At 67.2% G+C, this 21,701-nt stretch carries 23 protein-coding genes, 1 pseudogene and 1 riboswitch; of the genes and pseudogenes, 7 read left to right on the top strand and 17 right to left on the bottom strand.

Features of this window, described 5'->3' with window-relative positions; all coding sequences use genetic code 11:
• Positions 1-7: 7 nt before the first annotated feature.
• Together AX737_RS04140 and AX737_RS04135 are read right to left on the bottom strand one after the other, a co-directional pair.
• Entirely contained in the window at positions 8-229 is a 222-nt protein-coding gene (locus AX737_RS04140) for a hypothetical protein (protein WP_156453520.1), read from the bottom strand.
• Positions 230-1,120: 891 nt separating this feature from the next.
• Complete coding sequence (locus AX737_RS04135; RefSeq protein WP_066919252.1) at positions 1,121-1,372, bottom strand: hypothetical protein; 252 nt, start codon at positions 1,370-1,372, stop codon at positions 1,121-1,123.
• A 223-nt stretch (positions 1,373-1,595) separates the two neighbouring features.
• On the opposite strand from AX737_RS04135, the gene AX737_RS04130 reads away from it, so the two are divergent.
• Positions 1,596-2,501 (top strand): SDR family oxidoreductase, encoded by a 906-nt coding sequence (locus AX737_RS04130; protein WP_066919250.1) that lies wholly within the window; start codon positions 1,596-1,598, stop codon positions 2,499-2,501.
• Positions 2,502-2,581: 80 nt separating this feature from the next.
• Here the strand turns inward: AX737_RS04130 and AX737_RS04125 are convergent, their stop codons facing one another.
• Positions 2,582-2,995: an ester cyclase gene (locus AX737_RS04125; protein ID WP_066919248.1), complete on the bottom strand. Its 414-nt coding sequence runs from the start codon at positions 2,993-2,995 to the stop codon at positions 2,582-2,584.
• Positions 2,992-4,071: a catalase family protein gene (locus AX737_RS04120; RefSeq protein WP_066919246.1), complete on the bottom strand. Its 1,080-nt coding sequence runs from the start codon at positions 4,069-4,071 to the stop codon at positions 2,992-2,994. The genes AX737_RS04125 and AX737_RS04120 overlap by 4 nt, the downstream gene beginning before the upstream one ends.
• A 260-nt stretch (positions 4,072-4,331) precedes the next feature.
• Between AX737_RS04120 and AX737_RS04115 the strand changes: the two genes are divergently transcribed.
• On the top strand, positions 4,332-5,414 hold the full coding sequence (locus tag AX737_RS04115) for a catalase family protein (protein ID WP_066919245.1): 1,083 nt from the start codon (positions 4,332-4,334) through the stop codon (positions 5,412-5,414).
• Positions 5,415-5,472: 58 nt separating this feature from the next.
• Here AX737_RS04115 and dps read toward each other — a convergent pair whose 3' ends face one another.
• On the bottom strand, positions 5,473-6,009 hold the full coding sequence (gene dps, locus AX737_RS04110) for a DNA starvation/stationary phase protection protein Dps (protein WP_066919243.1): 537 nt from the start codon (positions 6,007-6,009) through the stop codon (positions 5,473-5,475).
• Positions 6,010-6,302: 293 nt separating this feature from the next.
• Here dps and AX737_RS04105 point away from each other — a divergent pair, with 293 nt between their 5' ends.
• Both AX737_RS04105 and AX737_RS04100 read left to right on the top strand, forming a co-directional pair.
• Complete coding sequence (locus AX737_RS04105; RefSeq protein WP_066919241.1) at positions 6,303-7,109, top strand: SDR family oxidoreductase; 807 nt, start codon at positions 6,303-6,305, stop codon at positions 7,107-7,109.
• Positions 7,110-7,276: 167 nt separating this feature from the next.
• Complete coding sequence (locus AX737_RS04100; RefSeq protein ID WP_066919239.1) at positions 7,277-7,486, top strand: hypothetical protein; 210 nt, start codon at positions 7,277-7,279, stop codon at positions 7,484-7,486.
• 537 nt (positions 7,487-8,023) lie between these two features.
• On the opposite strand, the gene AX737_RS04095 is transcribed toward AX737_RS04100, so the two are convergent.
• Complete coding sequence (locus tag AX737_RS04095) at positions 8,024-9,088, bottom strand: catalase family protein (protein ID WP_082772874.1); 1,065 nt, start codon at positions 9,086-9,088, stop codon at positions 8,024-8,026.
• A gap of 254 nt (positions 9,089-9,342) precedes the next feature.
• On the opposite strand from AX737_RS04095, the pseudogene AX737_RS37770 reads away from it, so the two are divergent.
• A pseudogene (locus AX737_RS37770) lies at positions 9,343-9,531 on the top strand (catalase); the annotation flags it as partial.
• 131 nt (positions 9,532-9,662) lie between these two features.
• Positions 9,663-10,868, top strand: coding sequence for an L-dopachrome tautomerase-related protein (locus AX737_RS04085; RefSeq protein ID WP_066919233.1), 1,206 nt, complete (start codon positions 9,663-9,665; stop codon positions 10,866-10,868).
• 307 nt (positions 10,869-11,175) lie between these two features.
• On the opposite strand, the gene AX737_RS04080 is transcribed toward AX737_RS04085, so the two are convergent.
• The 10 genes from AX737_RS04080 to AX737_RS04040 form a co-directional block, all read right to left on the bottom strand.
• Positions 11,176-11,448: a GapR family DNA-binding domain-containing protein gene (locus AX737_RS04080; RefSeq protein WP_066919231.1), complete on the bottom strand. Its 273-nt coding sequence runs from the start codon at positions 11,446-11,448 to the stop codon at positions 11,176-11,178.
• Positions 11,449-11,900: 452 nt separating this feature from the next.
• Positions 11,901-12,881, bottom strand: a complete 981-nt coding sequence (locus tag AX737_RS04075) for a quinoprotein relay system zinc metallohydrolase 1 (RefSeq protein WP_066919229.1) — start codon at positions 12,879-12,881, stop codon at positions 11,901-11,903.
• Complete coding sequence (locus AX737_RS04070; RefSeq protein WP_197430453.1) at positions 12,881-13,573, bottom strand: quinoprotein dehydrogenase-associated SoxYZ-like carrier; 693 nt, start codon at positions 13,571-13,573, stop codon at positions 12,881-12,883. The genes AX737_RS04075 and AX737_RS04070 overlap by 1 nt, the downstream gene beginning before the upstream one ends.
• A 117-nt stretch (positions 13,574-13,690) precedes the next feature.
• Positions 13,691-13,825 (bottom strand): hypothetical protein, encoded by a 135-nt coding sequence (locus tag AX737_RS36795; protein WP_280949056.1) that lies wholly within the window; start codon positions 13,823-13,825, stop codon positions 13,691-13,693.
• Positions 13,826-13,831: 6 nt separating this feature from the next.
• Positions 13,832-14,296 carry a hypothetical protein gene (locus AX737_RS04065; protein ID WP_156453519.1) on the bottom strand — a complete coding sequence of 155 codons (465 nt, stop codon included), beginning with the start codon at positions 14,294-14,296 and terminating at the stop codon, positions 13,832-13,834.
• Positions 14,293-14,592, bottom strand: a complete 300-nt coding sequence (locus AX737_RS04060) for a hypothetical protein (protein ID WP_066919225.1) — start codon at positions 14,590-14,592, stop codon at positions 14,293-14,295. The genes AX737_RS04065 and AX737_RS04060 overlap by 4 nt, the downstream gene beginning before the upstream one ends.
• A 9-nt stretch (positions 14,593-14,601) precedes the next feature.
• The gene (pedF, locus tag AX737_RS04055; protein ID WP_066919223.1) at positions 14,602-15,033 is read right to left on the bottom strand and encodes a cytochrome c-550 PedF; all 432 of its coding nucleotides are present in this window, start codon (positions 15,031-15,033) and stop codon (positions 14,602-14,604) included.
• Between the two features lie 31 nt (positions 15,034-15,064).
• Positions 15,065-15,493, bottom strand: coding sequence for a hypothetical protein (locus AX737_RS04050; RefSeq protein WP_066919221.1), 429 nt, complete (start codon positions 15,491-15,493; stop codon positions 15,065-15,067).
• Positions 15,490-16,170: a pentapeptide repeat-containing protein gene (locus AX737_RS04045; RefSeq protein WP_066919219.1), complete on the bottom strand. Its 681-nt coding sequence runs from the start codon at positions 16,168-16,170 to the stop codon at positions 15,490-15,492. Before AX737_RS04045 ends, AX737_RS04050 begins: the two co-directional genes overlap by 4 nt.
• A 111-nt stretch (positions 16,171-16,281) precedes the next feature.
• On the bottom strand, positions 16,282-18,174 hold the full coding sequence (locus AX737_RS04040) for a methanol/ethanol family PQQ-dependent dehydrogenase (RefSeq protein ID WP_066919217.1): 1,893 nt from the start codon (positions 18,172-18,174) through the stop codon (positions 16,282-16,284).
• A 303-nt stretch (positions 18,175-18,477) separates the two neighbouring features.
• Here AX737_RS04040 and AX737_RS04035 point away from each other — a divergent pair, with 303 nt between their 5' ends.
• Positions 18,478-19,128: a response regulator transcription factor gene (locus AX737_RS04035; RefSeq protein WP_066919214.1), complete on the top strand. Its 651-nt coding sequence runs from the start codon at positions 18,478-18,480 to the stop codon at positions 19,126-19,128.
• A gap of 232 nt (positions 19,129-19,360) precedes the next feature.
• Here AX737_RS04035 and AX737_RS04030 read toward each other — a convergent pair whose 3' ends face one another.
• Complete coding sequence (locus tag AX737_RS04030; RefSeq protein WP_082772877.1) at positions 19,361-21,517, bottom strand: TonB-dependent receptor; 2,157 nt, start codon at positions 21,515-21,517, stop codon at positions 19,361-19,363.
• Between the two features lie 114 nt (positions 21,518-21,631).
• Positions 21,632-21,701: riboswitch (cobalamin riboswitch) on the bottom strand. This riboswitch is flagged as partial in the annotation.

Genomic DNA, 21,701 nt, shown 5'->3' with positions numbered 1-21,701 from the left:
CGCTCCGTCAGGCCTTCGCGACGTCCGGCGCGATGATCGGTGCGCTCGCCTTGATCGGCTCGGGCTCCGGATCCTCGTGCTCCTCGCTCACGGCGTAGTTCGCGCGGATCGCGGAACCCCGCGACATCCAAGCCGCGAGCGTGCTCGAGAACTTGTCGGCCCGGCCGCGATCGCCGGCTGGCTCGGCCCGCATCTGGTCGTTGGAGGAACTCCGAACGGGATTGATCATGGCGGAACCGTCGATGGCCGGAATGCGGGAAGTCTAGTCGAGGGGCCGCCGTCTGCCAATCCGGGATCGTGTGACCTGACACGCCATGCCGGTCGAGGACGCGACCCCGGATCGGGGCCGGCCATCGCCCGTCCCGCGACGCGTCGACACCCGACATCGGGCCGAGCGGGGAGCATGGGCTGGCCGGGTGCTCGCGACCGCGCGATCCCGGAGGTGTCGCCTGCTGCTATCCTCACCCTACGGCTGCGCAGGATATCTATCGACCGACGAAGCGCGGCTCGATGAGGCGATGGAGGAACTGGCCGCTCGGGAGGATGGCCGCTCTCAGACAGGCGTGAGGGTGTTCCGTTCGTGTTGCACGGAGCCGCCGACCGCGCAGCGTGGCCCATTGTAGAAGCATGGGTCGTATTGCGGCGTGTTGCAATCCGTTCGAGACGACGTTCGAGCATTCAAAAACCCGCCAAGTCGTTGACTTAGCGGGCTGAATTAGATGGCTGGGGGACCTGGATTCGAACCCGACGCCTGCCGACCGAATATCCCTAGCTATCTCAAAGCTTTAGGTCGATGCCGCTGTCCCTCTGTGTAGCACCCTGGTGGTACACAGTGTCAACCAAAATGCCGCTGTGGACGATGGAAGCGTCGCCAACCGCGGTGGCCGTACCACGCTGAATGGCAGGGATCTGTCGAAGCTTATCAGCAGGCCTGCAGTGGCGAGGCTCCACTGATGAAGACGGCGATGCGCCATCAGCTGACCCTTGCCGCCAACCGTCCGAAAGTCCGGTCATCAAGCATTAGCAGACCCCCACGACCAAATCGTGCTACGTGGGTAGATCACCCATGTCGGCTCCGTTTACCCCGGAATGCCAGGAACTTGGCTGCAGGCGCCGGCGCTCAGACCATTCCTGAGAGGCGCCGCGTATTGTCTGCGACCAGTTCCCGGTAGCGTGCGACGACCTCGCCGGGGCTTCCGCCCGCCATCAGGGTGTTGGCAGCTTCCATCGCGGCCACGACCTTCTCGCCGACCATCGACACCATCTCGGCCTGAGCCTCGGCTCCGCCCCAGGCGATCCGCACCAGCCGCAACTCGACGACCTTCTGCGCCTCCACGGCGAGCAGGAACGTGGCATAGAACGGGTTCAGCATGACGTCTCCGGTGGGTCGGTCCCATCTCACAACGCCTAAGCGGAGGCCCGGTCCCTGCGGACGATGACGCAGGTAAGACCCCAGGGTCGGGTGTGGCGATGACACCCCCAACGGCCACTGGAACAGACGCGCGAGTCGGTGATTGGCCCGCTATCCGGGCAGCGCCTTCCCTGAACCGCGCCGCGTGTGCTGCTCTGGCCAAGCCGGCGCCATGGAACACCAGATGACGGATGCCCCGGACCTGCGCCTGAAGATGCAGGACCCCCGCACACAATACCCGCAACCGCCCTTCGAGAAGCAGCCGCAGGAAGCCCCGGGGCTGGCGCAGGCGATGAAGCCCAAGCCCGACCATGGCGAAACCAGCTATCGCGGCCACGGTCGCCTAGAGGGACGCAAGGCCCTCGTCACCGGTGCCGATTCCGGTATCGGTCGGGCAGCCGCCATCGCGTTCGCCCGCGAGGGCGCCGACGTGGCGCTCAGCTTCGTCGCGGACGAGATGCCCGACGCGCAGGAGGTCGCCAAGCTGATCGAGGCGGAGGGCCGCAAGGCGGTGCTGCTGCCGGGCGACATCACCGACAAGGGGTTCTGCGAGGCACTCGTGAAGAAGGCGGTCACCGACCTCGGCGGCCTCGACATTCTCGTCAATAACGCTGGCAAGCAGACGAACCAGAAAGACATCGCCGATATCACGGACGAGCAGTTCGATCGGACGCTGAAGACCAACCTCTACGCCATGTTCTGGATCACCAAGGCCGCCCTACCGCACATGCCGGCCGGCGCCTCGGTGATCAACACCGCCTCGGTCGTGGCCTACAACCCGCCGCAGATCCTGGTCGACTACGCGACCACGAAGGCCGGCATCGTCGCCTTCTCGAAGGCGCTGGCCAAGCAGCAGATCGCGAAGGGCATCCGGGTGAACGCGGTGGCGCCCGGTCCGTTCTGGACGGCGCTGCAGCCCTCGGGCGGCCAGCCGCAGGAGAATGTCGAGAAGTTCGGTTCCGAGGTGCCGCTGGGCCGTCCCGGCCAGCCGGTTGAACTCGCTCCGGTTTACGTGTTCCTCGCGAGCCAGGAGGCGAGCTACGTCACCGGCGAGGTCTACGGCGCCACCGGCGGCAACGGCACCGCCTGATCGCTCATCCCGGCGGACGCAGCCTCCGTGGAGTGGCCGCCGGGACGCGGGTTATCACGTCACGGCGTCGTCGCCGGCCGTCACGTGTCAACGGCGCCGAGTTGCTTGAGCATCGTCAGGTTGTCCATCAACGCCCAGTGTTCGACGAGGCGACCGTCCGCGACTTGGAAGAGGTCCATGACCACGATGTCGACGTGTTGCCCGGTGGCCGGCAGTCCCTGGAACTCCCCGGTATGCCGCCCCTGGAAACGTAGCCGTGCGAGTATGCGGTCGCCCTCGGCGATGAGTTCGTCGACCGGCATGGCAATGTCCGACAGGCCGCCATGCAGGACCGCGGCGAGCTTGCGCACGCCCGCCGGTCCGCGCACCTCGAAGTCGAGGCCCGGGTCGTGCCTGACGAAGTCCGGCGCGATGTTGGCGTCCCACCAAGCATCGTCGCAGTCGCGGAACGCATCGAAGTAGGCGCGGACGAGCCGCCTGTTGTCCTCTGTCATCGGCGCAGCGCGCCCGGCTCGTGGATCGGGCAGCGGTTGAAGCGCTCGCGGAACTCGGCCGAATGCCGGTAGGGGGCGTTGCGGGCCCGGTTGATGTTGCCGAGCGGCCGATGCGCGGCGAGCCCGGTCCAGACGCTGAAGCGCATCTCCTCATCCACCACCTGGACCCGGGCCGGATCCCAACTGTCCTGCGGCTGGACACGGAGGACGCCGACCCGCTGGAACGGTGCCTCGTCCTCCTTCCATTCCACCGTCGGGTCCTCAATGGGCTGGCGTTCGAGATCGCGGCAGAGCTGCACGCGGAACTCCCATTCGCCGGCGATGCCAGCCATCTCGGACCGCACCGTCTCGCGGATCGCGTTCGGCCGACCGGAGGCGTCGATCTCGGTGCCGGTCAGGGCGGTCAGGGCGGGGGCGACCGGTACCAGCGAGAACTTGGCGATGTAGTCACCGTACCGAAACGGCGTCAGGCTATTATACGTCTCGCCGAGGGGGTCGACGTTGGGCGCGCCGCCCAGCGAGCCGATGGTGGGGCTGTCGACGCCAAATGCGTGCAGCGCCTTGTTCACCCCGCGCAACACGGTCGAGGCGGCGACCTTCAGCCCCTCCACCCGGTCGGTCGTGCCGGCGAGCAGCTTGAGGCTGCCGAGGAACTTCTCGGCGTTCGGCGCCTGGAACACCTTGCCGTTGACCATGATGAAGTTCTGCGTCGTCCCTTCCGCATCCGGGAGACGCTCGCCCTCGACGTCCAGGACCTTCAAGGCGATGCCCCGGGGCAGGGAGACGGAGTCGGGTAGGATGTCGCCCGCGTTGGTCGACATCCGCATGTACACCTTATGCTCGCCCGCCTTCGCGAACAGGCCCTGGGCCAGTTCGGGGGGCAGCCCCGCATCGACCGTCAGCGTCCCTTCGAGGATACCGTGCGACTTCGCGTGGACCGAGCGCACGGCATGGCCCGAATGCTCCGCGACCCTGGTTAGGATCGTGTCGAAGGCCTCGTTCAGTTGTTCGATGGTCTGCCCTTCGTCGGGCCTCACCACCTCGACATCGGGACTGTATCGAACGGGAGGTTGCACGGTCCGTCTCCTGGCAGCGGCCGAGACAGAACGACAGCGGGTGGGTGACGTTCCGGATTGCGGGACATTCAATCGCCCATGAACGAACCCGGGAACGTACGCCCCGGCGGACGATTTGTCGGCGGTACGGCCCGCCCAACCGCCACGGGTTCGTCGTCTTGCGCCCGCCCTCTGCTCCAAAGCAGCAGGTCGATCCCGCGCCCTGACCCCGGCCAACGTCAAGCAATCCCGTTGGCGCACGACACGATCAGGAGACGCCCATGACCTACCTCCGTTACGCGCCCGACATCGAGACGCCTGCCCCGGACGAGCAGAAGTCCATCGACGGCATCATCCAGGGGATGACCCAGCAGTCGCAGGTCGTGGAGAAGCGCGAGCGTCACGCGGTGCGCGCGAGCCACGCGAAAAGCTCTGCCTGCGTCACCGGGGAGTTGGTCGTTCCCGAAGGCCTGCCGCCCGAACTCGCACAGGGTCTGTTCGCCAAGCCCGGGATGCACAAGGTGGCCGTGCGCTTCGCCCAGGGGCCGGGCGAAACCCTGGGCGACCGCGTGTCGACCCACCGCGGCATGTCGATCAAGGTCTTCGGGGTGCCCGGCGAGAAGCTGCCCGGCCACGACGTCGAGACCCAGGACTTCGTGCTCGCCACCGGCACGACCTTCCCGTCCGGGACGGCGGCCGGGTTCCTGCGCGACGGAACCGTGATCGGCAAGGCGACCGGCCTGCCCGAGGGCGTGAAAAGTGCGGCCGCCGCAACCGCACGCAACCTCAACCGGGTGTTGCATGCCTTCGGCACGGAGAGCGCCATGGCCGACTTCCTGGGCCACCCCTACAGCCATCCGCTCGCCGACAGCTACTTCAGCCAAGCCCCGATGCGGTTCGGGGACTACGTCGCCAAGCTCGGCGCGGTCCCGGCTTCGCAGGCGCAGCTGGACCTGGCCGAATGGCGGCTCGACCCACACGATGACGAGGACGGTTTCCGCCACGCGGCCGCGGCGTTCTTCCGCGACAACGAGGTGGTGTACGAGCTTAAGGCGCAGCTCTGGGCGGATGCTGAGCGCCAGCCCATCGAGGACGCCTCGGTCGACTGGCCGGTCGCGGTCAGCCCGTACCGGACGGTGGCGACGCTTCGGCTGCCGCGCCAAGATGCCTACTCACCCGAGCGGGTGCACTACTTCGACGAGGTGATGACCTTCCGGCCGGCGCACAGCCTCGCGGAGCACCGGCCGCTCGGCTCGGTGATGCGCGCACGGCTGCAGGTCTATCGGGCGCTGAGCGATTTCCGGCATCGCGAGAATGGCGTGACCGCAGAGAACACAGCCTCGCCCGAAAGCATCCCGGCCTGACACCACGTTTCTGACGACCGCCCCTCAGTACGGTCAGGTACGAAGGGGCGGCCACGGCTCAATTGCGAGCGTCGCCGTCGCGCATCTGACCCGTCGGCTCTTGCACGTGGGCTTCGAGGAACCAGAGGTGCTTGTCGACGGCGCGGGACACCTCCGTGAACAGGTCCGCCGTGTCGGCGTCACCCGCCTCGTCCGTCTCGTCGATGTTCTCGCGCACGGCGTTGGCGTAGGCGGCGTAGCTGTCGATCAGCGCGGCGACGTGGTCGGCGATGGCGTAGATGCCGGTCGGGTAGGCGGGCAACTTGGTCTTGTCGGCCACGACCTGCGCCGTTCCCAGGGCCGTGCCACCGAGCTGCACCGCCCGCTCGGCCACCTTGTCGTTGAAGCCGCTGATCTCGGCGCGGAAGCCGTCCAGCATCAGGTGGATCCCGATGAACTGCGGCCCTTTGAGATTCCAGTGCGCCTGCTTGATCGCCAGCGCGAGGTCGATGCCGTCCGCCAGCCGGGCGTTCAAGGCCTCGATGGACACCTTCTTGGCGTTGGAATCGGTGTTGTTGCGGGTCCGATGAGTACGCGGGGTGCTGCTCGTCGCCATGCTTCTGCTCCGTGATGCCGAGGCGGCAATTGTGTAGAGCGGAGGTGGTTCCCTTGGTTGGGTCCGACCTTTGGGCACCCCAGCCCCCGGCCGCCTAGGGTCGCACCGGCTCGTCGCGACGAGTTCAGGTATCGGTCTTGAGCAGGTGGAACGGGAACTTCGAGCCTGCATCACTCGGCAAGAAGGCCGGAGCACGGAACTCCCACGGAACCTCTCCCGCAAGGCGGACTTCCCGTTTACCGCTCATGGTGTGACACGGAGCGGCCCTCTCGAACGGTGACGGAACGAGACAGATGGATCTTGGCATCAGCGGACGGGTCGCGGTCGTGACGGGAGCCAAGTCTGGCATGGGCCGCTCGACCGCCGAACATCTCTTACGCGAGGGCGTGCACGTCGTCCTGACCGACAAGGAAGGCCCTGAGTTGCAGGCCACCGCCAAGGAACTGGCGGCGCTGGGCCCGGTCCGTGCCATCGAAGCGGACCTGAGCACGGCCAAGGGGATCGAGGTGCTCGCCGCCTTCGCCAACATGGCCTTCGACGACAAGCCGACCATCCTCGTCTGCGCCGCCGGGATCACCGGGGCGTCGGGGGACTTCCTGGACCTCACCGACGACGACTGGCTTGAGGCATTGCAGACTGATCTCATGGCCGGGGTGCGCGCGACCAGGGCCTTCATTCCGCACATGCGCAAGGCTGGCTGGGGCCGCGTCGTGCTGTTCTCGTCCGAGGACGCCGTGCAGCCCTACGTCGAGGAACTGCCCTACGCGGCGGCCAAGGCGGGCGTCCTGAACCTCGCGAAAGGATTGTCCAAGGCCTACGGGCCGGACGGCGTGCTTGTGAACGCGGTCGGGCCAGCCTTCATCGCAACGCCGATGACCGACGCGCAGATGGAGAAGAAGGCCAAGGAGAAAGGCATCTCGTTCGACGAAGCGGTCCAGGTCACTCTGGACGAGGAGCGCCCCGGCATCGTCGCCAAGCGGCGCGGCCGCGCGGAGGAAGTCGCCGCCGCGGTCACGTTCCTCTGCTCCGAACATGCCAGCTTTATCACGGGCGAGTTCCTCAGGGTCGACGGCGGCTCGGTCATGACCATGGGAGCTTAGCCTTCCTGATAGCCGGCGGTATCGCTTCGCCGTGCGAACTTCGAGAGGTTGCTATCGAAGGTCCACGTCGTAAGCGCGCCGACTCCGCGGCCACGGTCCCGGGAACCGCCGTCGGTAGCGGGGGCTTTTCACCGACCCCGGGGGATGCCCGGGCGAAAGGGTAGGCCATGTCCAGAGATACTGAAAAGCACCGCCAGTTGCTCGGCGCGTTGAAGGATGCCCAGGGCAAGGGCGACGGTAGCTTCGAGAAGGCCGTCACCGCCGCCTTCGAGCACGTCTTCGAACATCTCGGCCGATTGAACGACCACGTTTCGCCGAGCGGTCCCGACGGAAGCGACCGCCACTTGCAGCCGGGCGAGTCCCCGACGCTCCGGTAGTCCGGGGCGCGGACATCCTCCTGGACGGGTCCGACCGGCCCCGCCTCGGTCGTTCTTCGGTGTGTAGGGGCCGAAAGCGTCGATCCGGCGGCCGCTGCCTCGCGATGCGGATCAGCGACCCTGGTCGGCGCGAAATCGCCTGCCGTCAGCCGGTGCATCCGGGCACCGGCATGGCGGCGGCAGATCCCAGCCACCTTCGCGAAGGTGCATCTCACCGGTCTGCAGGCGGACCAACAGATGCTCCAGCGGCTCGGCGTGATAGGGCTTCTCCAAGACTGGAACGTCCCGTTATTTGCCCTCCAGTCCCTGCCGGCTGTGCGCCAACAGCCGACCTTGGGCTGTCAGGCGCTGAACCGCCGCTCTCGACCCTTTGCAGCCCCTCGGGAGGTCCGCTTCTAGGCTATCGACGAAATAGAGACTGGCGACCGAGATGGGTGGATTTCTGCCTGTCCGCTTTCGAGCGGTTTAGCGATGAAGCAGACATCACCGTTGCGCCCGATCTGAGATCTGCAGCAGGTGCAACTTCAGGATGTCGCTTCAGCGCACCGTACCCGGCTCGTGGATCGGGCAGCGGTTGAACCGCTCACGGAACTCGGCCGAATGCCGGTAGGGAGCGTTGCGGGCGCGGTTGATGTTGCCGAGAGGTCGGTGCGCTGCGAGGCCGGTCCACACGCTGAACCGCATCTCCTCATCCACAGCTTGGACCCGTGCAGGATCCCAACTGTCCTGCGGCTGGACACGGAGGACGCCGACCCGCCGGAACGGTGCCTCGTCCTCCTTCCATTCCACCGTAGGATCCTCGACCGGCTGGCGTTCGAGGTCGCGGCAGAGCTGCACCCGGAACTCCCACTCGCCGGCGATGCCAGCCATCTCGGACCGCACCGTCTCGCGGATCGCGTTCGGACGGCCGGAGGCTTCGATCTCGGCGCCGGACAGGGCGGTCAGGACGGGGGCGACCGGGACCAGCGAGAACTTGGCGATATAGTCACCGTACCGGAACGGCGTCAGGCTGTTATACGTCTCGCCAAGGGGGTTGACGTTGGGCGCGCCGCCCAGCGAGCCGATGGTGGGGCTGTCGACGCCCACCGCATGCAGAGCCTTGTTGACGCCGCGCAGGACCGTGGAGGCGGCGACCTTCAGCCCCTCGGCGCGGTCCGTGGTGCCGGCCAGCAGCTTGAGGCTGCCCAGGAACTTCTCTGCGTTCGGTGCCTGGAACACTTTGCCGTTGACCATGATGAAGTTCTGGGTCGTCCCCTCCGCATCCGGCAGGCGCTCGCCCTCGACGTCCAGCACCTTGAGTGCGAGGCCACGGGGCAGGGAGACCGCATCGGGAAGGATGTCGCCGGCGTTGGTCGACAACCGCATGTAGATCTTATGCTGGCCAGGAGTGGCGAACAGGCCTTGGGCCAGCTCGGGGGGCAGGCCCGCATCGATCGTCAGAGCCCCTTCAAGGATGCCATGCGACTTTGCGTGGACCGAGCGCACGGCATGGCCCGAATGCTCCGCGACCCGGCTCAGGATCTTATCGAAGGTTGGGTTGAGCTGCTCGATGGTCTGCCCTTCGTCCGGCAGCACCGCCTCAACGTCGGGAGTGTATCGCACCGGTGATCGCAAGGTCTGTCTCCCGCTGGCGGCCAGGACAGAACACCCGCTTACCCGGCGACGTTCCCGGTTGTGCGGCATTCAATCGCCCATGAACAAGGTGTGGAACGGTAGGGGGCCGGCGCGGCTTGTCGGCGGTGCGGTCTTTCTCTCTGCCCAGGCGCGGCCGCGATCCGCGGCCTTTGGACGCCGCGTCCTGATCCCAGCCTTCGTAGAATCACCCCGCAGGCGGACGACGCGTCGAGGATACGCCGATGACATTCCTTCGCTACGCCCCCGACATCGAGACGCCCGCTCCGGACGAGCAGAAGTCCATCGACGGCATCATCCAGGGGATGACCCAACAGTCGCAGGTGGTGGAGAAGCGCGAGCACCACGCCGTACGCGCGAGCCACGCCCAGAGCTCGGCCTGCGTCGTCGGGGAGCTGATCGTTCCAGAGAACGAGGCCGTCGCGTGCGACGAAAGGTCGATCTTACTCGTCCGGTCCGACTCGCCCGCCCCGAGCATTTGTCCACGCGGGAGCCTCCGAGGCCTTGGGGAGTTGGCCGGCATATCCCTCTGAGAGTGCCAACCATGAAGTTTCCAGCGAGCGCCCGTATCGGGCTGGCCACAGCCTCAATGGCTAGCGCCGCGACGCTAGCGCTTCCCGCCGCAGCCCAGAACATGGCTCCCGGTGCGGGCAACCTCACCCAGGTGGCGAGCTTCGAGCATCAAGTCACGGGCATCACGGTAAGCCGCGACGGGCGCATCTTCGTCAACTTCCCCCGGTGGAGCGAGGACGCACCGGTCTCGGTAGCAGAGTTGAAAGGCGGCAAGCCGATCGCCTATCCGAACGACGACTGGAACAGCTGGCGCAATGCCAGGAAAGACGAGATCGATCCCAAAACCCACTTCGTCTGCGTCCAGAGCGTCGTCGCCGACGCCCAGGATCGCCTCTGGGTGGTCGATGCCGCCGCGCCGGCCATGGCACATGTGGTCAAGGACGGAGCCAAGCTTGTCGGGATCAATCTGAACACCAATCAAGTCGTGAAGACGATCCCGTTCGACACCGGCACCGTCCTGCAAGCCTCCTACATCAACGACGTGCGGATCTCGCCGGATGGAAAGACCGCCTACCTAACGGATTCAGGTGCCGAAGGTGCGCTGATCATCGTCGATCTCGATAGCGGCTCGGCCAAGCGCGTCCTGTCCGGCCACTCCTCTACCATGCCGGACAAAAGCGTGACCGTGCAGTACGACGGCAAGCCCTTGCGCCGCCCTGACGGCCGCGGCGTCGAATTCTCGGCTGATGGCATCGCGCTCTCGCCAGATGGCAAGACGCTCTATTGGCAGGCAATCAAGGGCAAGACGCTCTACAGCCTCCCAACCGACGCGCTGACCGGTTGGGCAACAGCGTCCTTCGTGCCGGAGATGCTGAGCGACAGGACCCTAAGCGGAAAGATCGCCACGGTTGGGGAGAACGGCCCAGCCGACGGGCTGCTGATCTCGCGCAAGGACGGGCGAATGTACGTGACCTCTCCGCAGGACAACGCAGTGAAGGTGCGCGATCTATCCAAGGCGAACAGCGGGCTGACGACGTTGGTGCAGGACGACAGGCTCCGCTGGCCAGACACGTTCAGCGAAGGACCCGACGGCACGATCTATGTGACGACGTCCCACATTCAGGATTCGGCCGACTACAAGCCCGGCGCCCCTATCAGCCTGCCGACCGAGCTCTGGGCCATCAAGCCCACTCAGGGGGAGGTGAGCGGATCGACCGGTTCAGCCACCTCTCGCTAAGGACTAACCGGTTTCCTGCGGCTCACTGAAGCCTTCCCGGATCCTATCGCGACGAGACTTCGCGTTTCGGGACATGCCGACACACTCGGCATGTCCTTGCATTCAATCACTCATGGTGCATCACCCCCTAGCGAGCCGCGGCGCGTCTCAGCTCTCGATGGTGAGAGCGAAAGCTCCCTCGTCTTGTGATCGGATCTGGGCGGAGCCAAATGGCCCATCTGCCGCTTCGTCTACATTGGCGGCGTCCTCAGCATCTTGCACTCACAATCCCGGGCAGCGACCCCGGATACGTCCTGATCGAGGTTCGCTAAGCCGCTTTGGACATCTCGGGGGCGGATGGGGCATCCATCGCGCGCATGTAAACGTAAAGTAGGGTCGCGTACTCGTCGCACTTGTCTTTATCCTGCTTACGGATCTTGAGCATCTCCTTCAGGACCTTGACGTCGAGGCCCTCACCCTCGGCTTTGGCGAAGACTTCTTTCTTATTCTCCATGGGATCCGTGATCTCTTCCTCAATCCGCTCGATGGGCTCGATGATCGAACGGATGCGGTCGCCAGCCACGGCCACCGTGTCGGTCATGCGATCCTCATGCTTAGCCGAGGCGGCAATCTGCTCCGGTTGAGTGAGCGAGCGGTCAAGCCCAACAGTCCAAGAATGACGACCTTCGAGAAGCTTCGATAGGCGCGCATCCGTCTGGGTTGGGTCGCCAGTAGAACGTCCGCTTCAGGGCAAAGGGTATGAGTCCGCTACCCACCCCATCCGGACCTTCGGTGGAAGCGGGTTGAATGTCCGCAAGGGGTTAGGAGTTCGCTCGCCGCTTGCTCAGCTGTGCGCCACAAGCCGATATTCATCTCCAATCAATCAAGCGTCCGCTTACGGCGCGAGGGCAACCCGGCTGCTATACGAACCCGATGTCGGAGGCGACGCCCTTGAGTTGACGGAGACGTTCATCTTCATGCTGCCGCTGATCGCGCTTGGAAGCGCTGACCTGCGTCGCCACTAAGCGAGGATTGGACCGCTCACCCGCGCGCCTACAGGGCCGAGAGGTTCGGGAGCCGGTCCGCCTCGATTTCCGGCAGGAGGTGCATGACGGAGCGGGCATACTCGTAGCGCGCTACCGCGATCCCGTCTGCCCAGTCCGGCAAGGGACGCGCCATGATCTCGGTGACGTCGAGCCCTAGCTCGAAGCCAGCCCCAATTCCGGCCTCGACAGCATCGAGCCAGGCGAGCGTTTGATCGATGCCGCGGCGGCCGGCCTCCGCGGGGCCGTGCCCCGGGACAAGCAGACCGCAAGGGATGTCAGCGATCGTCCGCAGGGCGGTGCGCCAGCGCGGCAGATCGGCATCGGGCGTGGTCGCGGCGCGGTCGAGGAAGACGAGGTCGCCTGGGAACAGCAGGCCGGAGGCTTCCTCGAACAGGCACAGATCCTCCCGGGTATGGCCGGAGAGGCGCAGCAGCCGGAAGCGCCGCCCCCCGACATCCTCCGCACCCTCACGGGCTTCCATGGCGGGCTTGGGCACGCCCGTGCCCCGCATCCAGTCCCCGGCAACGCGGTACATCCCGCTCGCGAGATCGTTGCCGAACCGCGCGAGGTCGGTCCGCAGGCCGGGGCCGGCCCAGAGCACCGTGTCGGGAAAGGCGGTGGCGCCAAGGCTATGGTCGGCGTGGAGATGGGTGAGGTAGACCCGGACAACCGGTTTGCCCGTCAGGTCCCGGGCCAGGGCGTCGAGGGCCGTGCCGAAGCGGTGCGACGGGCCCGCATCGATCAGAACGCAGCCCTCACGCGTGTCCAGCAGGGTGACGTTGGCGATGGCGCCGCCGTTCTCGGCCGTGATCGCCTCCTGGGCGCCGTAGACCGTCCAGACGCCCTCCGCGATCCGGACCGGGTCGAGGACATAGCGGCGCGGGGCGGTCGCGGCGGCGAACGGGCGGCAGACCGCCGCCGCGGCCGAGAGACCGAGGGCGAGGCCGTGTCGGCGGGTCAGCCCGTGGGATCGCTCTCCTGCCGCCATCACGGCCTCCCCTGCATCTCGGCCGATTGGGCATCCGCGGGTGGAACCGCGGCCCGGGCGCGGAAGTCGTTGCCGGCGGTGTTGCGTGCCGTGACGGTCAGGGCCTCGGTCTCGGGCCCTGCGACCAGCAGCGTCAGAGTCGGGTCGTCGGCGATGGCCTCCGATAGGGTGAGGCTGGCGAGCTGACGGCCCGACGCGTCCGAGACCGTCAGAGTCTCCACGATGAAGAGCGGCACGTTGGCGATCATGCCGTTGTCCATCGGGTGCGTCATGCGCAGGCGAAGACGCAGGTCGTGCGCCTCGCGCCAGACCCGGCCGCGCATGCGGCCGAGATTCCTCCAGTCGACCTTCTTCTCGACCACGGGCGGGACGGAGCAGCCGCCTCCGGCCGCGTCGAGGTAGCGGCCGCCGACATGCCAGAGCCCGTCCCGGCGCGCGGCGGCCCGGATCGGCGTGCCCTGCTCGATCTTCATCCGGAAGGCCACGAAGGCCTGCGCGGCGGTGGGAACGAGTCGCAGGGTGAGCGGGAACGGGTTGAGGTCGGCGATGACGAGCAGTTCCTCGACCGGCCCGATCGCCCGTGCATCGACCGTCAAGGGCACCTGTGTCTGGTCCTCGGTGACCGGGGGCAGCGCAACGGCGACGCGGTCGTCGAAGATCGCGGGGAGGCCGCCGAGGTAGCGCTCTGCCATGCTCGGCCAGAGCGGTGAATCGAGGGGATCGCGCGTGGTGCTGGCGTTCGGCATAGGCCGGCCTGCCGAGCGGAGGACGGGCGATGCGGCGGGATTCGGCGCGGGCATGGGTTCGCCTCAGGGCGCGGCGGTGAGGGGCGGGACCGCGGGGGGCTCGGCCGGCACGAGCGGGCGGTCGGCCTCGCTCCAGCCGTCCGTGCCCTCGGCAAACCAGTAGACGCGGCGGTAGCCGAGATCGGCCGCCCGCCGCACCGCGTTCTAGGACATCCAGCAATCGGCCATGCAGAAGAAGATCAGCGGGTGGCCCCGGTCGCCGCCGCTCAGCCTGGCGAGCCAGGCCGCGAGGTAGGCGGCGAGCCGCGGCTCGATCGTGCCGCGGCCGGTCTCGGGCAGCCAGACCGCCCCCGGGATGGTCGCGTGCCGGTCGACGATCCGCCAAGCGCCGCCCGCCGGGTCGAAGCCGCCGCGCTGGGGCATCACGTCGATCAGCGCAGCGCCCTCCGTACGGAGCCGGTCGACCGCGTCGAGGTCGATGCGGGTGCCCCCCCTCACGGGCATGGTCACGGGGGCGCGGTAGTTCCGGACGCGCAAACCCGTGGCGGGGTCGATGTCCGCGGTCGTAGCAGCGGCCATGGCGGGCGCATCCCGCGCCGAACCGGACGGCGTGGCGCGGGCCGGCACCTGCGCAGCGGCGAGCAGGAGCACGAGCGCGGCGGCCATCATCGTTGCAGAGCGCGCAGGTGTGGGAACTCGCGCCTCGCCGTCAGGATGCGGCACTCGCGGTCGTCCTCCGTGTTCGGGCACTGGATCTCGACGCCGTCCGGATAGTGGCTGACATTCTCGCAGCCGGCGCGAAAGCGGCTCGCACCACCCTCCAGCTCCTCGACCTGCAGACCGCTGACGGTGCACTCCGTCTTCAGCATGAGGAGACGCCGGATCTGGTACTCCTTGATCCCCTCCGCGCGGATCGCGCCCGCCGGAGCGAGAACCGTGAGTAGGACGAGCGCTGCCCGCAGCATCGGGTCCGCTCAGCTCTTCGGCTGGCTCTCGACGTAAGTCCGAATCGCCCAGATCGCCTCCTGGCTCAGGATCCCCTCGAAGGGGGGCATTCGGTAACGGTCGTCTTTCTTGGCGCCGTGCAGGACGCGGGTGATGAACCAGCCGTCGCCGGCCTCGCCCGCCTCGACCTCGCGCAGGTCCGGCGCCATGCCGCCGGACTTGGCGTCGAGCCCGTGGCAGCGGGCACAGTTCTGGTTGTAGCCATTGGCGCCGATCTCGATCGCGAGCGCGTTGCCCGCGTAGGGATTCGCCGTGCGGATGTCGTCGCCAAGCTCCGGCAGACCCTTCGTGTCGATGGGTTGGGGCGCGGCGTCGCCGTGGGCGACGGCGGGCGCCGGCAACAGGGCGAGCGCCAGAGCGAGCGCCATCCCGCGCATGGCCTGAGTCGGGGCCTTGGTCATGGAAACCTCGAACGGTCGAGTTGGGTAAGCATCAGGGGGTGGGGTCGCGGACGGGGTCGAGCCAGATGCGCCAGGACTCGGAGCCGCTGACCTGCAGGGTGTAGGTGCCCGGCACCGCGATGGTGTGCGTCGCGCTGCCGCCGCCGCCGATGTGCAGGTTCTGGACGACTTCGCCCCGCGCATCCTTGAGGGCGAGGACAAAGATCGGGCCGTCGCTCTCGTAGCGGAGCACGGTGGGGGCCGTGATCGCGAAGGGCTCGGTCTGCATCGTCAGACGGCCCTGGAAGCGGGGCGGCGCGAGGATCGCGGCGAGGCGGTCGTAGCAGCGCAGGCGCTCGCCCTCCTGGCTCAGGGCGCGGCACTGCGCGAAGGCCGGGCGCAAGGCCGCCTCCGGCGCGGGCGCAGCCGCCGCGCCGACCGGCAGGGCAAGCCCGGTCGCGAGGATCGGCGACCATCTCACGGATCCGACCCGGTCGCGGGCGGCGGGCCCGCCTCCGGGTAGACGTCCCAGACCGGCTTGCCCTGCTGCCAGGTCTCGGGGCAGCCCCGGCAGCCCTTCATCCAGGCGTCCTGGAAGATCGCGAAGCGGATCTTGGCCCCCTCCATCACCGCGTCGGCGAGGTTGGCCTCGTAGAACTTGGTCTCCTGCAAGTCGGTGTTGACGAAGCGGGCACCCACGAACTGGGCGCGCTTGGCCTGCACCATCTCCAGGTCAGCGACCGTGAAATCGGCGCCGCTGAAATCGGCACCCGCGGCGCGGGCATGGTCGAGATTGGCGCCCACGAAGGAGGCACCCCGGGCCTTCAGGCCCTGCAGGAAGGCGATCTGCAGCTTGGCGCCGCCGAGATTGGCCCGGTCGAGCAGGGCGCCGCGCAGGTTGGCGCCGCGCAGGTCGGCACGGGCGAGGTTGGCACCGGTGAGGTCGGCCCCGCCGAGATCGGCGTTCCTGAGATCGGCGTGGCGCAGGTCCGCGCCGGGGCAGGCGGCGTTGGGAGCGATGGTGCAGCCGTTGATGATCCAGGGATCGGGCCGCTCCTCGCGGTTGACGATCACGGTCTGGGCCGCGGCGCCGGATAGGGCCGTGCCGGCGAGGATCAGGCCGGACAGGACCAGCGCGCGGGCGGGGGAAGCCTGCATCGGACGGGTTCTCGGATGTCGGGATCGGGAGAGGCGGCAACCCCTCTCCCCCGTCTCCCCGCGGGCGGCGAGACGTGCGGGGAGAGGGGACGTCTCGGGCCGGTCAGCCCGTCACTGCGCCGAGGCGGTGTCGGTCGGCACCTCGAAGACCCAGAACGAGCCGCCCTGGCTGACGAGCTTGGTCTGGTCGGCCATGTCGCCGCCCCAGAGCGGCACGGCGCCGCCGTAGCCCGAGGCGATGCCGATGTACTGCTTGCCGCCGTCCTCCCAGGTCATCGGCACCGAGACCACGCCCGAGCCCGTCTGGAAGGCCCAGAGCTCCTTGCCGGTCTTGGCGTCGAAGGCCTTCACGAAGCCATCCGAGGTCCCGGTGAAGACGAGGCCGCCCTTCGTCGTCATGGTGCCGGCCCAGAGCGGCATGTTCTCCAGATGCTCCCAGACGATCTTGCCCGTCTTCGGGTCGATCGCGCGGAGCGCGCCCACATGGGTGTCGAACTTGCGCTGGATGCGGAAGCCCTGGCCGAGATAGGCGGAGCCCGCCTTGTAGGTCACGTTCTCGGTCCAGTAATCCTCGGTCCAGTCGTTCGATGGGATGTAGAACAACCCCGTCTCCTGCGAGTAGGACATCGGGTTCCAGTTCTTGCCGCCGAGGAAGTTCGGCGTGACCTTGATCGACTTGCCCTTGCTCTGCCCGGCCTCGGGCGCCGGCGGGCGCTGGCCCTCGTTCTCGATCGGCCGGCCGGTCTTCAGGTCGTAGCCCTTGGCCCAGGTGATGTCCTTCACGAAGGGGTAGGCCGCGATCAGCGCTTCCGGCTTGTTGATCTTGCCGTCGCGGGCGGTGAGCTTGTCGATATCGGTGAGGATGAAGAAGCCGTTGCGGTCGGCATGCGCCCCGGCGCGGATCTTCTTGCCGTCCTTCTCGAAATCGAACAGGATGATCTCGTTGTTGCCCGAATAGTCCCAGGCGTCGTTCGGCGTGTGCTGGAAGAAGCCCACCGGCTCACCGGTCGAAGGCTCGATATAGACCTGGCCCGACGTGTAGAGGCTGTCGCCGGGCGAGCGGTAATGGTGGTTCCAGGGCGCCGGGTTGCCGGTGCCGATGATGAAGGTGTTGGTCTTCTCGTCGAAGACGCCGGTCTGCCAGGGGGCGCCGCCGCCGTGGCTCCAGGCCTCGACCTTCTTGCCGTCCTTGTCGGGCCAGGACGGGGCCTTGGCGTCGCCCGTCGGCGTCGAGTCCTTGCCGTTGAGGCGTCCCATATGACCCTCGACCATCGGGCGCATCCAGACCTCCTCGCCGGTCTCGGGATCGCGGGCGTAGAGCTTGCCCACCGCGCCGAACTCGTCGCCGGAATTGCCGTGGACCAACAGGACCTTGCCGGTCTTCTGGTCTTTCACGATGTTGGGCGCGCCCGTATAGGCGTAGCCGGCGGTGTGATCGTCGAACTTCTTGTTCCAGATCACCTTGCCGGTCTTGGCGTTCAGCGCGATCATCGAGGCGTCGAGGGTGCCGAAGAAGATCTTGTCGCCGTAGATCGCTGCACCGCGACTGACCACGTCGCAGCAGGGGCGGATGTCGTCGGGCAGACGGGCGGCGTACGACCAGATCTTCTTGCCGGTCTTGGAATCGAGCGCGAAGATGCGTGAGTAGGACGCCGTGATGTAGATGATGCCGTCGTGGACGAGCGCCTGGCCCTCCTGGCCGCGCTGCTTCTCGTCGCCGAACGAGAACGACCATTTCGGCTTCAGCAGGCCGACGTTGTTGATGTTGATCTTGTCGAGCGGGGAGAAGCGCTGGGCCTTCACGCCCATGCCGTACATCAAGACGTCGTTGTTGGTTTGCTGGTCGTTGAGGATGTCCTCCCAGGCGACCGGCTTCATCTCCTTGGCATCCTTCGCGTCCTTGGCGCTGGACGGGCCCCCGAGGGCCAGCGTCAGAGCCAGGAGGGACGATGCGGTTGCCAGGAGGTATCGGCGCGGGGATGCCGTCGCGTTCGAATGGGCCATGCGTCTCTCCCTGTCGATCCGATTGTTGCGGTGGATCGGCTTGTTCCGAGAGGCGGCAATCAGCTGCGTACGACCTCTCTCAGAGGACTATGAGAGCGAATAGCGCTTTCGCCGACATGGACCTTGGTACAACCTTTATATTAAATCCTTATTATTTTGGTTACTTCCTATGTCGATTAGGACATTTGCCAATGAAAATCTCGGATCAAGCCCATAAGAATAATATTTGACCAGCCTTTCTTGACGGCTGATGCGAGTCCCGGAAACCTCATCCGCGCAGCCGAGCGCATTTGAGAACCCGCAGTGCAACTTCTTCTGGTCGACGACCACGCCCTGTTCCGGGATGCCGTCCGACGGATCCTGCAGGCGGGCTTTCCCGAAGCCCTGATCGAGGATGCGGACTCGATCGAGGCCGCTACCGCCGCGCTCGGCCATACGCCCGGTACGGATCTCGTCATCCTCGACTTATCGATGCATGGAATCCGCGGGTTCGAGGGATTCATGGCAATCCGGGCCCGGTTCCCGCGGATCCCAGTCCTGATCTGCTCCGGGCTGGAGGAGGCCCCTATCATCCGGGAGGCGCTGGCGCTTGGGGCGGCCGGCTTCGTACCGAAGACGTCGAACCGTGCCGCCTATCTCGAAGCGGTCGCGCGCGCGCTGGAAGGCGAGATCTTCGTCCCGGACAGCGTGGCAGCCGCCCTCAGCGCCGGTCCGAGATCGACCTCTGTGGCCTCCGCCCGGATGTCTACCCTGTCCCACGCGCAGATGAACGTGCTGATCCTGATCAAGCAGGGCCTCAGCAACAAGGAGATCGCGCTCTGCCTCGGCATCGGCATGTCGATGGTAAAGACGCACGCGACCGAGATTATGAGGAAGCTCGGCGTCCGCAGCCGGACCCAGGCGGTCATCTTCGCATCCGCCCTCGACTTCAAGCGCATCGGTACGGGCGGATGATCGACACCTGGTCACATTATTCGGCGTGTTCCATCCGGTTTTACTGCCTGAGGCACCAAGCAGCATATCGCGCATTATCGATGCCGCTACAGCCATGTTAGATGTGCGGGAGGAACAGGACGAAGTTTGCGGCTCAGCAACGTAGAATGGCAGCTTCCGGCCTGTGAACCAATGTCGGCTTTCTACCCCTGAGCGGACCTTCGTGGCAGGCTGAGAAAGCCGATCCCAGCTCTCAGAACCGGCCCGCCAGAGTCAACCGCACGGCCGTGGGCTCGACCGGGTGGAAGTGGCGATCGGCCACGCCCCCGGCCTCGCCGGGCAGGCGCGACTCGTAGAAGTACGTGATCTGGTCGGCCCGGGCGTTCGTCAGGTTCAGGATGTCGAGCGACAGGCTCACCCCGTTCTCGAAGTTGTAGCCGACGCGGCCGTTCAGCAACGCGGTGGGCTTCGAGCGCACCGCGTTGTCCTCGATCAGCGGGCGCGGCCCGAAGTAGCGGAAGCGCAGCGAGCCGAACCAGCCGAGACCCTCGCCGAAGGTAATGCCGGCCGACGCGATGGTCGTGGGCGCCTCCGGCACGCGGCTGCCGGCCGGGTCGCGGTCGGCGAAGCGGGCGTTGGTAACCGTGAGGTCGCCCTCGAGCCGCAGCCAGGGGGTGACCGCGTAGCGGTTCGTCCACTCGATGCCGAGGCGGCGGGTCGGCCGGCTGGGCTCGGTGGTGCCGGTATCGCCCTGGAACAGGTTCTCGGAGGCGAAGTCGAGCCGGAACAGCGCGACCGCGGTCTCCAGCCCGGCGATCGAGCGGTTGCGGATCCCGACCTCGTAGCCGGTCGAGGGCACCAGGAAGGGCGAGCGGGCGACGTTGAACAGAGGGCTCGCCGGGTCGGTCGTGGCCGTCACCCCGCGCACGTCGTTCGAGTGGAAGCCGCCGCCGTAGTTCAGGTAGAGCTCGGTCTCGGCCCAGGGCCCGAGCACGAGCCCGAGCTTCGGGTTGACGATGCCGTCGCGGGCGCGCCCCGAATTGGCCGGCGTGTCGGAGCGGACGTCGGCGTAGTAGCCGTCGGCGCGGAAGCCGACGCTGGTGCGCAGCCAGTCGGTCCAGCGCAGCCGGTTCTCGTAGTAGAAGGCCGCGCTCGCCTCCAGCACCCGGTCGTCGAGCACCGTGGAGCGGAAGAGGCGGTTCGTCGTGTTGAAGAGCCCGACCCGCATGGCATCGGTGCGGGTCTGGAGGCCGATCTCGTTCTCCATCGGCAGCCCGACGAGATCGCCCTGGAAGACGTGGGCAACCTCACCTCCGCCCAGCACCCGGTCGTCGAGCTGGCGGAACTGGTCGCCGTTGACGGGGTCGTTCAGGAAGTAGGTGAAGTCGTTCCAGAGGTTCATCCGGTAGCGGATGACGTAGGCGTTCGCGCGCGTGATGCCGGTCTCGTCCGTCTGGCTCCAGCGCCCCGAGAGCGAGAAGCGGCCGGTATCGCCGCCATCCGTCGGGTCGAGAGTGCCGTAGCGGCCGATGATGCCGTCGGCGACCGCGCGCTCGGGGATCTGGTTGGTGGCGTTCCACCTCGCCCAGTAGGCCATGCCGGTGACCGAGAACCCGTCGAGCGCCGTGCCCTGGCTGTAGCGCAGGACGCCGTTAAGCTTCCGCAAGTTGTCGGGCACCTCCCAGGGGCCGTCGTAGGTCTGCGCCTCGCCGGCCACCAGGAGGTTGCCGGTGCCGAGCGGCGCGGAGGCGATCGAGAGCGCGCGCCTGTAGCCGAAGGAGCCGAGCGAGGTCAGCGCGACGTTCTGCGCGACCGTGTCGAGGTAGTCGATCCGCACCGAGCCGGCGGAGGCGAAGTCGCCGTCGCGCACGAAGTACGGCCCCTTGTGGAACTCCACCGCCCCGACGAGTTCGGGGATCAGGAAGTTGAGGTCGGCGTAGCCCTGGCCGTGCGCGTGGGTGCGCATGTTGACCGGCATGCCGTCCACGAACAGGGCGATGTCGGTGCCGTGGTCGAGGTTGAAGCCGCGCAGGAAGAACTGGTTGGCCTTGCCCTCGCCCGAGTGCTGCGTGACGATGAGGCCCGGCACCTCCTCCAGCACCTCGCCAGGCCGCGTGACGGGCCGGCTGTTGATCTGCGCGCCCGAGATGATGCCGCCGCTTGCCGCGTCGACCGGGCGAAGCGCGCCGCCGATACCCGACACCCCACCGACGTAGCCGGCGCTGGCCGAGGCCGGACCGGCAGCAGCGGCAGTTGGCGCGGCCACGGCGCTCACCGAGATCTCCGACAGGGTGACCTCGTCAGCGCGAGCGGCCTGCGCGCCGGCACAGGTCGGGGCGATACAGAGGGCGGCGGCCAGGGCGCCCACCGAGAGTGAACGCGGGACTGGCGGAGGCTGAAGGATGGACATCGGGGCCTCGGGCAACGGCAGTGGCACGTCACCGCGAACGAGGCCGATGAGGGCACGCCGCAGACCGCGCGCCATCACCAACACCTGCCGACACACCCCGTCCGGCACGCTCCGCGTGTGACCACGATGGACGGCAGGTCTCCTGGCTCGCGGGTCGCTGCCCTCTCACCGTCTTCCCGGGCGA

This window comes from Methylobacterium sp. CCH5-D2 (assembly GCF_001556475.1).
Classification (GTDB): domain Bacteria; phylum Pseudomonadota; class Alphaproteobacteria; order Rhizobiales; family Beijerinckiaceae; genus Methylobacterium; species Methylobacterium hispanicum.
The sequence above is the reverse complement of the archived record's forward strand: the minus strand, read 5'-3'. Positions and strand labels throughout refer to the sequence as shown.

Coding starts and splice junctions, on each gene's coding strand:
- AX737_RS04140 (WP_156453520.1), bottom strand. CDS start 229: ATGATCAATCCCGTTCGGAGTTCCTCCAACGACCAGATGCGGGCCGAG.
- AX737_RS04135 (WP_066919252.1), bottom strand. CDS start 1,372: ATGCTGAACCCGTTCTATGCCACGTTCCTGCTCGCCGTGGAGGCGCAG.
- AX737_RS04130 (WP_066919250.1), top strand. CDS start 1,596: ATGACGGATGCCCCGGACCTGCGCCTGAAGATGCAGGACCCCCGCACA.
- AX737_RS04125 (WP_066919248.1), bottom strand. CDS start 2,995: ATGACAGAGGACAACAGGCGGCTCGTCCGCGCCTACTTCGATGCGTTC.
- AX737_RS04115 (WP_066919245.1), top strand. CDS start 4,332: ATGACCTACCTCCGTTACGCGCCCGACATCGAGACGCCTGCCCCGGAC.
- dps (WP_066919243.1), bottom strand. CDS start 6,009: ATGGCGACGAGCAGCACCCCGCGTACTCATCGGACCCGCAACAACACC.
- AX737_RS04105 (WP_066919241.1), top strand. CDS start 6,303: ATGGATCTTGGCATCAGCGGACGGGTCGCGGTCGTGACGGGAGCCAAG.
- AX737_RS04100 (WP_066919239.1), top strand. CDS start 7,277: ATGTCCAGAGATACTGAAAAGCACCGCCAGTTGCTCGGCGCGTTGAAG.
- AX737_RS04085 (WP_066919233.1), top strand. CDS start 9,663: ATGAAGTTTCCAGCGAGCGCCCGTATCGGGCTGGCCACAGCCTCAATG.
- AX737_RS04080 (WP_066919231.1), bottom strand. CDS start 11,448: ATGACCGACACGGTGGCCGTGGCTGGCGACCGCATCCGTTCGATCATC.
- AX737_RS04075 (WP_066919229.1), bottom strand. CDS start 12,881: ATGGCGGCAGGAGAGCGATCCCACGGGCTGACCCGCCGACACGGCCTC.
- AX737_RS04070 (WP_197430453.1), bottom strand. CDS start 13,573: ATGGCAGAGCGCTACCTCGGCGGCCTCCCCGCGATCTTCGACGACCGC.
- AX737_RS04065 (WP_156453519.1), bottom strand. CDS start 14,296: ATGATGGCCGCCGCGCTCGTGCTCCTGCTCGCCGCTGCGCAGGTGCCG.
- AX737_RS04060 (WP_066919225.1), bottom strand. CDS start 14,592: ATGCTGCGGGCAGCGCTCGTCCTACTCACGGTTCTCGCTCCGGCGGGC.
- pedF (WP_066919223.1), bottom strand. CDS start 15,033: ATGACCAAGGCCCCGACTCAGGCCATGCGCGGGATGGCGCTCGCTCTG.
- AX737_RS04045 (WP_066919219.1), bottom strand. CDS start 16,170: ATGCAGGCTTCCCCCGCCCGCGCGCTGGTCCTGTCCGGCCTGATCCTC.
- AX737_RS04040 (WP_066919217.1), bottom strand. CDS start 18,174: ATGGCCCATTCGAACGCGACGGCATCCCCGCGCCGATACCTCCTGGCA.
- AX737_RS04030 (WP_082772877.1), bottom strand. CDS start 21,517: ATGTCCATCCTTCAGCCTCCGCCAGTCCCGCGTTCACTCTCGGTGGGC.